Origin of the sequence: Actinoplanes sp. NPDC051346 (genome assembly GCF_040682215.1) — a bacterium.
GTDB lineage: Bacteria > Actinomycetota > Actinomycetes > Mycobacteriales > Micromonosporaceae > Actinoplanes.
Map to the genome: position 1 here is coordinate 132,399 of NZ_JBFBAJ010000001.1, position 14,013 is coordinate 146,411.

11 protein-coding genes are annotated in these 14,013 nt (G+C 70.2%); 9 read left to right on the forward strand and 2 right to left on the reverse strand.

Features of this window, described 5'->3' with window-relative positions; all coding sequences use genetic code 11:
• Positions 1-28 precede the first annotated feature (28 nt).
• The 5 genes from AB0M36_RS00590 (at position 29) to AB0M36_RS00610 (ending at position 6,720) form a co-directional block, all read left to right on the forward strand.
• Complete coding sequence (locus tag AB0M36_RS00590) at positions 29-1,747, forward strand: protein kinase (RefSeq protein WP_364150251.1); 1,719 nt, start codon at positions 29-31, stop codon at positions 1,745-1,747.
• A 118-nt stretch (positions 1,748-1,865) separates the two neighbouring features.
• Positions 1,866-3,365, forward strand: a complete 1,500-nt coding sequence (locus AB0M36_RS00595; RefSeq protein ID WP_364152148.1) for a M28 family peptidase — start codon at positions 1,866-1,868, stop codon at positions 3,363-3,365.
• 99 nt (positions 3,366-3,464) lie between these two features.
• Positions 3,465-4,832: a hemolysin family protein gene (locus tag AB0M36_RS00600; protein WP_364150254.1), complete on the forward strand. Its 1,368-nt coding sequence runs from the start codon at positions 3,465-3,467 to the stop codon at positions 4,830-4,832.
• Entirely contained in the window at positions 4,829-5,890 is a 1,062-nt protein-coding gene (locus AB0M36_RS00605) for a hemolysin family protein (RefSeq protein WP_364150257.1), read from the forward strand. Before AB0M36_RS00600 ends, AB0M36_RS00605 begins: the two co-directional genes overlap by 4 nt.
• A gap of 23 nt (positions 5,891-5,913) precedes the next feature.
• A complete protein-coding gene (locus tag AB0M36_RS00610) occupies positions 5,914-6,720 on the forward strand; it encodes a sporulation protein (RefSeq protein WP_364150259.1) in 807 nt (268 codons plus the stop codon).
• 1,059 nt (positions 6,721-7,779) lie between these two features.
• Here the strand turns inward: AB0M36_RS00610 and AB0M36_RS00615 are convergent.
• Entirely contained in the window at positions 7,780-9,021 is a 1,242-nt protein-coding gene (locus AB0M36_RS00615) for a bifunctional pyridoxamine 5'-phosphate oxidase family protein/GNAT family N-acetyltransferase (protein ID WP_364150261.1), read from the reverse strand.
• A 46-nt stretch (positions 9,022-9,067) separates the two neighbouring features.
• Between AB0M36_RS00615 and AB0M36_RS00620 the strand changes: the two genes are divergently transcribed.
• From AB0M36_RS00620 to recA, 4 genes are all read left to right on the forward strand, one after another.
• Positions 9,068-10,414, forward strand: coding sequence for an aminotransferase class I/II-fold pyridoxal phosphate-dependent enzyme (locus AB0M36_RS00620; RefSeq protein ID WP_364150263.1), 1,347 nt, complete (start codon positions 9,068-9,070; stop codon positions 10,412-10,414).
• Positions 10,415-10,503: 89 nt separating this feature from the next.
• Positions 10,504-11,166 (forward strand): UdgX family uracil-DNA binding protein, encoded by a 663-nt coding sequence (locus tag AB0M36_RS00625; RefSeq protein ID WP_364150266.1) that lies wholly within the window; start codon positions 10,504-10,506, stop codon positions 11,164-11,166.
• Positions 11,167-11,469: 303 nt separating this feature from the next.
• Positions 11,470-11,670 carry a DUF3046 domain-containing protein gene (locus AB0M36_RS00630; protein WP_364150269.1) on the forward strand — a complete coding sequence of 67 codons (201 nt, stop codon included), beginning with the start codon at positions 11,470-11,472 and terminating at the stop codon, positions 11,668-11,670.
• 198 nt (positions 11,671-11,868) lie between these two features.
• Entirely contained in the window at positions 11,869-12,915 is a 1,047-nt protein-coding gene (gene recA / locus AB0M36_RS00635; protein ID WP_364150272.1) for a recombinase RecA, read from the forward strand.
• A gap of 468 nt (positions 12,916-13,383) precedes the next feature.
• Here recA and AB0M36_RS00640 read toward each other — a convergent pair whose 3' ends face one another.
• Positions 13,384-13,722 (reverse strand): hypothetical protein, encoded by a 339-nt coding sequence (locus AB0M36_RS00640; protein ID WP_364150275.1) that lies wholly within the window; start codon positions 13,720-13,722, stop codon positions 13,384-13,386.
• Between the last annotated feature and the right edge of the window lie 291 nt (positions 13,723-14,013).

Here is a 14,013-nt window from a genome sequence, read left to right on the forward strand (position 1 = left end):
CTTCATAGGAAGAGACGGGTGGGGGCCGATGGCGGTCAGGCGGATGCTCATCGCCGGTCGGTATCGCCTGCGCATGCCGGTCGGCGTCGGCGGTATGGGGCGTGTCTGGCTGGCCCGCGACGAGATGCTCGACCGCGATGTCGCGATCAAGGAATTCGTCCCGCCCGACTGGATGACCGACGGCGAGAAGGCACGCTTCCGCAACCGGACGCTGCGCGAGGCGCGCAGCGCAGCCCGCCTCAACCATCCGCACGTGGTCAAGATCTACGACGTCGTGCACGCCATCGACGAGCCGTGGATCGTGATGGAGTACGTGCCGTCGCGTTCCTTGCACCAGGTGATCGCCGAGGACGGGCCCTATTCGCCGCGAGGCGCCGCCCGCATCGGCCTCGACGTGCTGGAGGCCATCACCGCCGCCCACCGCGCGGGCGTGCTGCACCGCGACGTCAAGCCGCACAACGTCCTCATCGGCACCGACGGCCGGGTGGTGCTCACCGACTTCGGCCTCGCCACGTTCGTGGACGACGGCTCGGTGACCGGGCCGGGCATGGTCGTCGGCTCCCCGCAGTATGTGTCGCCGGAACGCGCCCGCGACGGCGCGTCCACGGTGGAGTCCGATCTGTGGTCGTTCGGCGCGACCCTGTACGCCGCCGTCGAGGGACGCTCGCCGTTCGCGCGGGAGAGCGCGATGGCGACCCTGATGGCGCTCGCGACTCAGGAGCCCGATCCACCCACCCGGGCCGGGCCGCTGACCCCCGTGCTGCTGGGGCTGCTGCGGCGCGAGCCGTCGAAGCGCCTCACCGGCGCGGAGGCGGCTCGGCGGCTTCGCGCCGTCCTAGCCGGGGGAGACGGTGGCGCGCGTCCGGTCGTACCGTCCCAGCGAAGGTCGTCCGACGACCAGCATGTGCCGCGGCACATGCGTGACCCCACGCCGGCCGCGAAGGGCCGTGGCGCCGTTTCCGCCTCACCGGGCATGACCTCCGCGTCCCCGCGGTCACGGTCGCGGCTGATCCCGGCCCAACGGGGCACGCCGGTGCGGTCACGCTCGCGGCTGCTCGTCGCCGGGGCCACCGCGGTGGCCCTGCTCGGCGTGGGAGGCGTCGCCGCCGGCCAGGTGCTGCGGGACACCAACGGCGCGGCACCGTCCGGCGCGCCGAGCTCGGTCGCCCCGACCCCGCAGCCCACGTCCTCGTCCGGGACCGGCGGCGGCACGGGTGGCTTCAGCCCGGTCGACTGCCTCGGCGGCTCCTCGACGGCTCAGCGGCGGACGCCACAGCAGGGGGCGAAGAAGCTGCACAAGGGCTGGGCGCTCTACGAGGGCTGGTCCTACTTCACCGAGAACGGCTTCCACATTGCGGTGCCCGACGGTTGGACATACGAACGGATCGGCACGACGCTCTGCTTCCGCGACCCCAGCAACCTGCGGGTGCTCAGCATCGACCCGGCGCGCAACGCCAAGGGCGACCCGGTGAAGGCCTGCCGGGACGAGGCGACCCGGCTGCGGGCCGCCGGCGACCTGCCCGGCTACCAGCAGTACTCGATCAACCGGGTCGTCGCGCTCACCCGGGCCGCGGACTGGGAGTATGCCTACGACAACCCCTCCGGGGTCCGCATGCACGCGATGACCCGCTGGATCGCCTCCGGCGGCAAGGGCTACGCGTTCGGACTGATGACCCGGGAACTGGACTGGCCGGCGAATTTCGCGACCTGGGGAATGATCGTGAGCACCTTCTATACCGACGGTTAGCGGTATGGGCCAAGCGGTATGGATAGATCGCAGTCTACCTCTGTAATGCTCGGCGTGGCCGCTGCTATACCCCCGGCGGCGGCGAACCCGAGCCCCGCGGAGGAATCCCGTGAGAGCAATGCCCCTGATCGGTGCGACGGCGCTGCTGCTCAGCATCGCCGCCGCGGCCCCGGCGCAGGCTGCTGTCGCCGTGGCGCCGCCCGACATCCCGCTCGCCAACGTGAAGAACCACCTCACCCAGTTCCAGTCGATCGCCAACGCCAACGGCGGTAACCGCGCGCACGGCCGGCCGGGCTACCTCGCCTCGGTCACCTATGTGAAGGGCCTGCTCGACGCCGCCGGCTTCCAGACCCAGCAGCAGCAGTTCACGACCAGCGGGGCGACCGGCTGGAACCTCATCGCCGACTGGCCGGGCGGCGACACGAACGACACCCTGATGGTCGGCGCGCACCTCGACAGCGTCACGGCCGGGCCCGGCATCAACGACAACGGCAGTGGCTCGGCGGCCAACCTGGAGGTCGCGCTGGCCGTCGCCCGCACCGGCTTCCACCCCACGCGGCACCTGCGGTTCGCCTGGTGGGGTGCCGAGGAACTGGGCCTGCGCGGCTCGACCTTCTATGTGAACTCGCTGAGCGCGGCCCAGAAGGCGGCGATCGGCGGCTACCTCAACTTCGACATGGTCGCCTCGCCCAACCCCGGCTACTTCCTCTACGACGGTGACAACTCCGACGGCACCGGCTCGGGCCCCGGGCCCGCCGGCTCCGCCGAGATCGAGGACACCCTCGAGGACTACTTCACGTCGATCGGCGTACCGACCCGCGGCACGGACTTCGACGGCCGCAGCGACTACGGCCCGTTCATCGCCAACGGCATCCCCGCCGGCGGCATCTTCACCGGCGCCGAGGGCCGCAAGACGGCCGCCCAGGTGGAACTCTGGGGCGGCACGACGGGCGCGTTCGACCCCTGCTACCACCGCGCCTGTGACACCACCACGAACATCAGCGACACCGCGCTGGACCGTGACTCCGACGCGATCGCGTACGCGGTCTGGACGCTGGCCGACGAGACCGGCACGCCGGGCGAGACGGTCTTCACCGACGACTTCGAGACCGCCAAGGGCTGGACCACGAACGCGGCGGGCACCGACACGGCGACCACCGGCACCTGGCAGCGCGGCGACCCGGCCGCGACCTCGTCGGGCGTCGCGACCCAGCTCGGCAACACGGTCAGCGGCAGCAACGACCTGGTCACCGGCGCCGCGGCGGGCACCAGCGCCGGCACCTATGACGTCGACGGCGGCACCACGACGATCCAGTCGCCGGCGATCACGCTGCCCAGCGGCACCCTCTCGCTGTCGTTCTCGTGGTATCTCGCGCACCTGAACAACGCCAGCAGCGCGGACTACTTCCGGGTCCGTGTGACCTCCGGCACCACCGCCACCACGGTGTTCAACCAGGCAGGTTCCGCCGCCAACCGGGCAGCCTCCTGGCAGAAGGCCACGGTCAACCTTTCCGCGTACGCCGGCCAGACCGTGCGGCTGCAGATCGAGGCCGCCGACGCGAGCACTGCCAGCCTCGTCGAGGCCGCCGTGGACGACGTCGTCATCACCAAGTCCTGAACCCCCGGCCCGGGCGGGATGATCCGTTCCGCCCGGGCTCTCTCCCGCTGATAGTCTTCCTGAGATGAGTGGCAGTATCAGGCCGGGCTCGGCCCGGCCATGTTGATCTTGTTAGGCCTACTGCTCGTCATCGTCGTGACGGCCATGACCGGATACTTCGTCGCGGTGGAGTTCGGCTACGTCGCGGTCGACCGCAAGCGCCTCCGCCAGGAGGCGGAGAGCGGCGACAAGTCCGCCGAACGCGCCCTCGCCGTCACCGAACGCCTCTCGTTCGTGCTGTCCGGCGCGCAGCTCGGCATCACCGTCACCGCCCTGATCGTCGGATATGTCGCGGAGCCGTTCCTCGGTGCCGGGCTGGCGGACCTGCTCGGCGTCGCCGGCGTCCCCGTCGCCGTCAGCCTGCCGGTCTCGCTCGTGCTGGCCCTGCTCATCGCGACCGTCGTGCAGATGGTCCTCGGCGAGCTCGCCCCCAAGAACCTCGCGATCGCCCGCGCCGAGTCGGTCGCCAAGGCGCTGAGCCGCTCCACGCTGATCTACCTGGCCGTCTTCGGCCCGATCATCAAGCTCTTCGACGTGGCCGCGGCCCGGCTGCTGCGCCGGGTCGGCATCGAGCCCATCGAGGAACTGCCCGAGGGCGCCACCGAGGAGGACCTCGAGCAGATCATCGCGGAGTCACGCGCCGAGGGCCACCTCGGCCCGGAGCTCTCCGCCCTGCTCGACCGCGGCCTCGACTTCCGCCGCCGGACGGCCTCCGAGGTCATGGTGCCCCGGGTGGACGTGCACACCGTGCGGGCGTCCGACCCGGCCTCGCAGGTGGTCGCGCTGCTCGACACGGGACGGTCCCGCTTCCCCGTCCAATCGGGTACGGGGGTGGACGAGATCGTCGGCGTCGTCGGCATCGCGGACCTGCTCGCCGTGCCGCCGGCTTCGCGGGACACCGTACCGATCTCGCAGATCGCCGTGGCCCCGCTGTTCGTGCCCGCCTCGCTGCGCCTGCCGGCCGTGCTGGACCGGCTCCGCTCCGGGCACCGCCAGCTGGCCTGCGTCGCCGACGAGTACGGCGGCTTCGCCGGCATCATCACCCTCGAGGACATCGCCGAGGAACTGGTCGGCCCCATCCGCGACGAGGACGACCTGCCGGAGCCGGCCCCGGCCCGCCAGACCGACGGCTCCTGGATCGTGCCGGCCCGCTGGCGCATCGACGAGGTGACCGACGCGACCGGGGTCCCGCTGCCCGAGGGCGAGGACTACGACACCGTGTCCGGGCTGGTGATGGCCCACCTCGGCCGGGTGCCGGAAGTGGGCGACGAGGTGTCCCTGGAATCCGGGGCCGAACTGTCCGTCCTCTCCGTGGACCGCCACGTGCCCGAATCGGTGCGCGTCTCCTCCCCGGCCTTTCCAGGGGTCTCCTCCCGGGCCTTTCCAGGGGTCTCCTCCCCGGCCTTTCCAGGGGAGGAACCCCGATGAGCCCCACCTGGGCCGGCATCGTGTCGGTCCTGCTGCTGACCGGCAACGGCTTCTTCGTCGCCGCGGAGTTCGCGCTGGTGGCGAGCAAGCGCTACCGCCTCGAACACGCCGCCGCCGAGGGCAGCCGCGCCGCCCGCGCCGCGCTGGACGGCAGTCGCGAGCTGTCCCTGATGCTCGCCGGAGCCCAACTGGGCATCACCCTGTGCTCGCTCGGCCTCGGCGCTCTCGCCGAACCGGCCATCGAACACCTGCTCCACCCGCTGCTGCACGCGGTCGGCCTCCCGGACGTCCCCAGCTCGATCATCGCCCTCCTGGTGGCACTGATCGTCGTGACGTTCCTCCACCTGGTGATCGGCGAGATGATGCCGAAATCCTGGGCGATCACCGACCCCGAACGCTCGGCAACCCTCCTGGCGCTGCCCTTCCGAGCCTTCGTCCGACTCGTACGGCCCGCCCTGCTCGCCCTGAACGCCCTGGCGAACGTCGCGCTCAAACCGTTCGGCGTGCACCCGCAGGATCAGCTCGCCCAGGCGCACGGCCCCGAGGAGATGCACATCCTCCTGGAACGGTCCCGGGCGGAAGGACTGATCGGTGCGGAGCAGACCGAGCTGCTGACCAGCATGCTGAAACTCCAGGAGATGAAGGTGGGCGACCTGCTGATCCCGGACGCTCAGCTGGTCACGGTGACCGCGGGCTCGTCGGCCCGCGAGGTCGAGGAGGCGTCACTGCGAAGCGGCCGCTCCCGACTCGCGGTGGTAGCGGCTTCCGCGTCGGACGCGGTCGTCGGGGTCGTCCACGTGCGCGAGGCCGTGCGAGCAACGACATCGGGAACGTCGGCGACGGCCGAGGATCTGATGGACCACCCGTTCACCCTGGAGTCCGCGGTGACCGTGACCGACGCGGTGACGGAGATGCGCGCGGCCCGGGCACAGCTGGCGATGGTCACCCGCGCTGGGGAAAGAGTGGGCTTCGTCGCGTTGGAAGACCTGCTGGAGCAGGTCATCGGGGAATTTGACGACGAGACTGATCCCATACCGGTGGGTCGGCGCATGCGCTGAGGGCTCTTCAGGGGGTACGGGGGATGGTCTTCGAAAAGGTTCTTCGAGCGTTCGGCGTGGGAGGCCCGGCCGTGGACACCGTCCTGGCCAGCCCCGACACCCACCCCGGCGACGAGCTCATCGGCGCCGTCCGCCTCACCGGCGGCGACTACGACGTGACCGTGGAGACCATCGCGGTGGGGCTGGTGACCCGGGTGGAGGCCGAGGACGGCGACGCGCTCATCGAGTTCCACCGGGCATGGGTCGCGGCGGGCTTCACGCTGGCGGCTGGGGAACACCAGGACCTGCCGTTCGCCATCACCATGCCCTGGGAAACGCCCCTGACCCACGCGTACGGGCGAAAGCTCAGCGGAATGTCCTTCGGCCTGCGCACCGAGGTGACCCTGGAAGAAGCGGTCGACGACGGCGACGTGGACATCGTCGCCGTGCATCCGCTCCCGGCGCAGGAAGCGGTGCTGGAGGCGGTCGAGCGGCTCGGCTTCCAGTTCCGGCACGCCGACGTCGAACGAGGAGCGATCTACGGGGTGTGCCAGGACCTGCCCTTCTACCAGGAAATCCAATTCACGCCGCCCGTGGTGTACGCGCGGGAGATGGACGAACTGGAGCTGACCTTCGTGACGGACGCCGAGGGGGTGGAGGTGATCCTGGAGATGGAGAAGCACGGAGGACTGCTTCGCCGCCCTAAGGACAGGTATGCGCGGCTGCGGGTGTCGCACTCGGAAGTTGAGGGGCGGGACTGGGCAGCTGTGGTGGAGGAGGTTGTGCGGGAGGCGCTTGAAGAGGGGCCGGTGCCGGGGATGCCGGAGGGTGGGGGGCTGCACGCGTCCTGAGGCGCTTCACCGTCTTGGCCTGATGCGCCGGCCTATGGCGAATGCCCAGCCCGCCGTCCGTCCGTGCGTCCGTCCGTGCGTCCGTGCGTCCGTGCGTCCGTGCGTCCGTCCGTTCATGCGACTGTGCGTCCGTTCATGGCACTTGTCTGCGTCGACCGTCCATCCGAGCGACTGGCAAGTCATGGCCAGCGCCCGCCAGTCCACGGGGTTTGCCGACGTTGACCGCGCGCCCGCCCGCCTATGGTGACTGGCCGCCCACACCCGCTCCGCGCTCCGCGCGAGACAGCCCAGTCCGCCGGCGCGACCGCGTCGACCGCCCATCCGGGCGACTGGCCGGCCATCGCCTGCGCCAGCGAGTCCACGGCGTGCGCCGACGGCGACCGCGCGTTCGCTCGCCTACGTGACTGCCCGCTCGCGGTCGACCGCCGGCCCACGACCGGCGCCGCGAGTCCACGGCGCCCGCCAACGTCGACCGCGCGCCCGCCCGTGTCGACCGCGCGCCCGCCCGTGTCGACCGCGCGCCCGCCCGTGTCGACCGCGCGCCCGCCCGTGTCGACCGCGCGTCCGCCAACGATGACTGCCCGCCCACACCCCGTCGCCTGCCTGCCCGCGTTGCCCGCCTGTCCGCGTGATCGCGCTACCCGCCTGCGTTGCCGGCCTGCTGGCCGCGTTGCCCGCCTGTCCGCGTGATCGCGTTACTCGCCTGCGTTGCCCGCCTGCTGCCCGCGCGCCATGAGGGCCCGCGCGCGATGACGGCCCACCCGCGAGAACGGTGTGTCGTGGCGCCCGCCCGCGAGAACGTTGTGTCGTGGCGCCCGCCCGCGACAACGGTGTGCCGTGGCACCCGCCCGCCGCCGCTGCCGACCGTTCCCGGGCGTCACCTAGTCAGTCGGCTGGAGTGCGGCGTCGAGTTGCTCGGGGATGCTTGTACCGTCAGGCCGCGTTTCTGGTCCTCCTTGTGGAATTTGATGTCGACCGGGTCCGCCAGGGCGGCGTCCTGGTCAACCCGGCCGCCAGGGCGGCGTCCTGGTCAACCCGGCCGCCAGGGTGCCGTCCTGGTCAACCGGCCGCCAGGCGCGTCTGTAGCCGCTTCTTGGCCGTCGGCCATTCGTCGATCGTCATTGCGAACAGCACCGAGTCTCGCCAGGTGCCGTCTGGTCTGAGCCGGTGCCGGCGGATCAGTCCGTCGCGGCTCGCTCCGAGGCGTGCGATGGCTTGTTGGGAGCGTTGGTTGCGGATGTCGGTGTACCAGAACACCCGCTCGGCCTCGAGGGTTTCGAAGGCCCGCTCGAGCAGTAGAAGTTTGGCCTCGGTGTTCACCCCGGTGCGCCACCAGCGGCGGCCGACCATCGTGTGTCCGATGCCGAGGGAGCCTCTCTCTTCGTCCACGTCGTGGTAGCTCGTCATGCCGATCACTTCGCCGGTGACCGGGTCGCATTGCGTCCAGGTCACGCGCTCTCCCGTCCACTGTTCGCGTGTGGCGAGGGCGACGTGCTCGACCATCTCTTCGCGGGTGCTCGGCCTCGGCGTCGGCAGGAACTGCCATACCTCGTCGTCCGCGAGCGCCGCCATCAGGCCGTCCGTGTGGGATGGATCCAGCGGCTCCAGCGAAACGTGTGTGCCTCGCATCGGCACCGCTGTGGTCCACGGTGAGGTCCTCCTGCCCGGGAGGTAGGACGGGATCGCCGATTCCACGCCGGCGGCCGGCTGTGGTGGACCCGCCACGCGTTGTAAGGGAATCACTCCCGCCCAGTGGGGCAGCGGGACGTCCTCGGGATCGTCGACCACTCCGCCTTTCCGTAGCCGTACGGAAACCTCGGTCAACGGCAGTGAGAGAACGACGGTGGCCGCCAATTCGGGGGTTGTCGGTGGGCGGCTTTCGGCCGTTCGGCCCGCTCCCAGCTTCTCCACCAGGGCCGACATCGCGGCGCTCTTCTCGCTCTCGTCGCTGACCGGTGTGGCGACGCCGTGCGCGACCAGGGACCGGTAGTTGGCGCTGTGGTGGAACTGCGAGCGCGCGTAGACCAACCCGTCCAGGAGAGTCACGGAGACGCAGACCTTGACGCCGTCGGCGCGCGCCGTCAGCCCCAGCCGGCCTCCCGTCGAGGCGTGCAGGTAGAGGGTGTCGCTGACGCGGACATGCATGGTGGGCAGCACCCGGGGCTCGCCGTCGACCACGAACGCCACCGCGCAGTCATACGCCTCATCCAGGACCGCGTGTGCCGAGTCGCGCTCGTAGTGCATGCGGCTGCGAGAGCGGGTCGCCGTCGTGCGGGCGGTGAGCGGGTAGAGATCGGTCACCGTGTCCTCCTTGCCAAATATTCTGTACTAGTACAGAATCAGCGCTGTGACAGCACAATATCAGGTGTCGGGCTCGACCGCCGCAGCGATTTCCGGGAGCATCGAGGCCGGGGTTCGCCGGGGCGACTGGGTCTGGGGCGACGCGCTGCCGCCGATCCGGATCCTCGCCGACGAGCTGCACGTCAGTCCCGCCACGGTCTCGAAGGCGTATGCGGACCTGCGCCAACGCGGCATCGTGGAGACCTCCGGCCGGCGGGGCACGCGCATCCGGCACCGGCCTCCGGTCGCCGGTTCGCGGGCGGCGTTGCGGCTGCCCGTGCCGGCCGGTGCTCTGGATCTGTCGTCGGGGGAGCCGGACGTTCGGCTGCTGCCCGCTCTCGGTGTGCACCTACGAGCGGTGTCCGATGAGGTCGGAGGCCCGTGGGGCTACGCGGCCGCCGGCGCGATGCCGGAGCTCGTCGAGGCGGCGCGTCTCCGCCTGGAGGCCGATGGCGTTCCGATGGCGCAGGCGGCGATGACCGTCACCAACGGCACGCTCGACGCCATTGAACGCCTGCTCACGATCCACCTGCGCCCCGGCGACGCGGTGGCGGTCGAGGACCCCGGCTGGGCGAATCTGCTCGATCTGATCGCCGCGCTCGGCCTGACGCCCGTGCCGGTCGCGATGGACGACGAAGGGCCGCTTCCCGAACACCTGCTGGGTGCGATCGCCGCTGGGGCGCGCGCCGTCGTCATCACCACCCGTGCTCAAAATCCGACCGGCGCGGCGGTCACCGCTGAGCGTGCGGCCGACCTGCGTGAGGCGTTGTCTCTCAGCTCGGGGGTCCTGCTCATCGAGGACGACCATGCCGCCGAGCTGTCCGGCGTGCCGTTGCACTGCGTGGGCAATGCCACCGGTTCCTGGGCGTTCGTCCGGTCGGCCTCCAAACCCTTCGGACCCGATCTTCGGATAGCCGTGATGGCAGGAGACGAGGCGACCATCGCGCGCGTGGCCGGTCGCATGCGGATCGGCACCGGTTGGGTTTCCACGGTGCTGCAGCGCCTGCTGCTTCGGCTCTGGCGGGACGAGGAAGTCGCGGCCAAGACCACGGCGGCCGGCGACAGTTACGACCGTCGGCGTGACGCACTGCGTGACGCGATGACCGCCCGAGGAGTCAAGGCCTACGGCGCCACGGGCATCAATCTTTGGGTACGCACCCCTGACGAGACCCGGCTGGTCACCGCACTCCGCGACGCTGGATATGCGGTGGCGCCGGGATCGCTGTTCCGCCTGGACGCGCCTCCCGGCGTACGGATCACTGTCAGCCCACTCGACGACGAGGTCATCGAGCCGCTCGCCGAGGCCGTGGCGGCCGCCGCGTATCCGCCCGGCGTAAGCATCGTCGGTCGATGACCAGCTCGTGCGTCGGCGTCCGCCGTGCTCAACCCCGTTCAGGTGATACCGCCGAGCGTGGACAGTAGGGGAGCGGGTAAAACGGTGGCATGTCGAGGACCGAGGCTCCGATCGGGGCGCAGCATTTCGTCCCGCCGAACGCACACGAGCTCGATGAGCTCAAGGCCGCCGCCACCCGCTGCGAGGGCTGCGAGCTCTACCAGGACGCCACACAGACGGTGTTCGGCCGCGGCGACGCCCACGCCCGCGTCGTGTTCGTCGGCGAGCAGCCCGGCGACGTCGAAGACCAGAAGGGCCTACCGTTCGTCGGCCCGGCCGGACGGCTGCTGCGCGAGGCGGTCGACGACGCGGGCATCGATCCGACCAACGTCTACATCACCAACGCGGTCAAGCACTTCCGCTTCGAACTGCGCGGCAAGCGGCGCATCCACCAGAGTCCGGGTCCCGCACACATCACGGCCTGTCGTCCCTGGCTCGTGGCGGAATTCGCCCTGCTCAAGCCCGAGCTTGTGGTCGTGCTGGGCGCCACGGCGGCCAAGGCCCTGCTCGGCCCGGCGTTCCGGGTCACCCGGTCCCGTGGGCAGCTCATGCCGTGGCCGGCGTCCGCGCAGCACCCCGAGGACTTCCCGATCGCGGAGATCCAGGCGCTCGCCACCATCCATCCCTCGGCTGTGCTTCGGGCCGACGATCGGGATGCCGCGTACCAGAGCCTGGTCGACGATCTCAAGGTCGCCGCGACGGCCCTGGCCTGACTGCGAGGTCGGCTGGGCCTGCCTGCCTTTCGCGGCCGCGCGGGGATAGTGACTTATCTCTCAGGAGGGCGCTGGGTGACCTCTCCGGCGCTCAGGGTGTTGCGCCAGGCCCAGCTCGCCGACGTTCTCGGGCTGGGCCTCATTCTCCGCTCTGGGGTTGTCTTCGCCTTCATCGGTGACTCCGCCGTGAGCGTCGGCCGACGCCGCCCGACCAGGTCGCTTCCTCGGTCGTGCCAGGTTTGCTTCCACGGTTGTCCCAGGTCGCTTCTTCGGTCGTCGCGGCATCGCGAGTAGGCTCGTTCTGTGCGATTGACGGACTTTTGGCAGCGCCTCGAGCAGGCTTTCGGGCCCGCCTATGCGCGAAGTCTCGCCGCCGATCACGCCTTCTCGGACCTCGGTGGACGGACCATCGACGAGGCCATAGCGCGGGGTGTTGAGACGGCTACGATCTGGCGCGCTGTGGTGGCCACGTACTCCGATCGGGTGCCTGCGCGACTGCACTGAGCACCTTTCGTACGTTTGTTCTGGCGTGTCGCTCGATCGTCGTACAAGTGTTCGGCTATTGTCCTCAGCGGCGTGGTCATCCACAGCTCAGGGCCGGGCGGTCGATTTCTGTCAGACCCAACGTCTAGCGTGACCCGCGTGGTGAACAGAAGCTCATCGGCGAAGACGCCTGCGAAGTCGAGTACAGGGGTGGCGGACATGGTGGCAGGACCCGACCGGGACAAAGCTCTCGATCTGGCGTTGGCACAGATCGACAAGCAATTCGGCAAGGGCTCGGTGATGCGGCTGGGAGAGCGGCCGGTCGTGCAGACCGCCGTCATCCCGACCGGCTCCATCGCCCTGGATGTGGCGCTCGGCGTCGGTGGCCTGCCGCGCGGCCGCGTCATCGAGGTCTACGGGCCCGAGTCCAGCGGTAAGACGACAGTGGCCCTGCACGCGGTGGCCAACGCCCAACGAGGCGGCGGCATCGCGGCCTTCATCGACGCCGAGCACGCGCTCGACCCGGAATACGCCCGTGCCCTCGGTGTGGACACGGACGCCCTGCTCGTCTCGCAGCCCGACACGGGTGAGCAGGCACTCGAGATCGCGGACATGCTGATCCGCTCCGGCGCGCTCGACATCATCGTCATCGACTCGGTGGCCGCCCTCGTGCCCCGTGCCGAGATCGAGGGCGAGATGGGCGACAGTCACGTCGGCCTCCAGGCTCGCCTGATGAGCCAGGCGCTGCGGAAGATCACCGGTATCCTCAACAACTCCGGCACGACCGCCATCTTCATCAACCAGCTTCGCGAGAAGATCGGCGTCATGTTCGGCTCTCCCGAAACGACGACCGGTGGCCGCGCGCTGAAGTTCTACTCGTCGGTGCGTCTCGACGTGCGCCGCATCGAGAGCCTCAAGGACGGCACGGACGTGGTCGGCAACCGCACCCGCGTCAAGGTCGTCAAGAACAAGGTCGCTGCGCCGTTCAAGCAGGCCGAGTTCGACATCATGTACGGCAAGGGCATCTCCCGCGAGGGCTCCCTGATCGACGTGGGCGTCGAGCAGAGCATCATTCGCAAGTCCGGCGCCTGGTACACGTACGACGGTGACCAGCTCGGCCAGGGCAAGGAGAAGGCGCGCGAGTTCCTGAAGGAGAACCCGGACGTCGCCGCCGAGATCGAGAAGAAGATCCTCGAAAAGCTCGGCGTCGGCCAGACCACCGGCGACGCGGCGGGCGGCCCGGAGCTTCCGCCGGTCGACTTCTGACCGATCGCCCGCGCACCTGCGGCGTCTCCGTCGCTTGGGCTTGGTGCCCGCGCGCACCTGCCGGGGAGTTGCTCGCCGCACCCCGTCGCGCGGACTTCCGTCACGCCGCATCCCTCATGTCGCACCCGGTCTCACCCGGTCTCACCCGCCGGCGGCACTCGCTCTCCCTCCCTGGCCAGGCGGCCGGGGAGGGCGGGGCGAACTTCCGCAAGGGTGAGGGACTCAGGAACCACCCGTGACTCGAGGTGGCGTCACGCCGTGACCGGCAGGTTGGTTCAGCGTTGAACGCTCTCCGTGCCGTGCATAGGACGCACTCCGCGCCTCGGGTGTGCACCAGGGCGGCATGCCGCCGAGCGTTGGGCGCTGAATGGTGCCTCGCTGGGTGGTGAGACGGCTGGGCATTGGGGCTGGCTTGGCCGGCAACGCCGCCGACGAGGAGGTGGCAACGGGCCTGCGACCGGGTCTTGTCTATCCCATGACGGTGGTGTGTCCCGCCGCCAGCAATCCGACCATGGCGAGGCCCGGGCCGGTGCCGGTGATCAGGCCTTTCGCCAGCGGGAGGGTGTCCTTCGCGAGGGCCAGGACCACCACGGCGACGACCATGGCCGGAGCAAGGAGCACCTCCAAGAAAACGGGCATGATGGCAAACGCGCGTTCTTCACCGTTCCCGGCGGCCGCGGAGGTAAGGAGGACGAGCGCCGCGATGCCCAGATGCGGAGCCACGCCGCCGAGCATCGCGCGGTTGAAACGCCGGCCGGGCTCCGGGTCCGCGCGCCCCGCCCGCAGGGCCATGCCTACCCGCGTCATGTGCCACCGAAGGTTCACGTCCGTCGCCCGATCTCGAGGCTGCACTGACGGCATCCGTAGGCCATCGAATCGGCGGGTACAGCGCCTGGCTGAGCAGAACACCTGCTCCATCTGGGGCCTAACTCCACACGCCTCTGGAGCGTCTGTCGGATCATGATCGGTCCAAAAGCAGAATGGCGGCCAGGGTGAGCGCGGTGGCTGGCTGGGCGGTTGGGTAGTTCGGTGGTGGCTGGCTGGCCGACTGGGCTAGCTCGGCGGTGGCTGGCTGGGCGGTTGGGTAGTCGCTGGCTG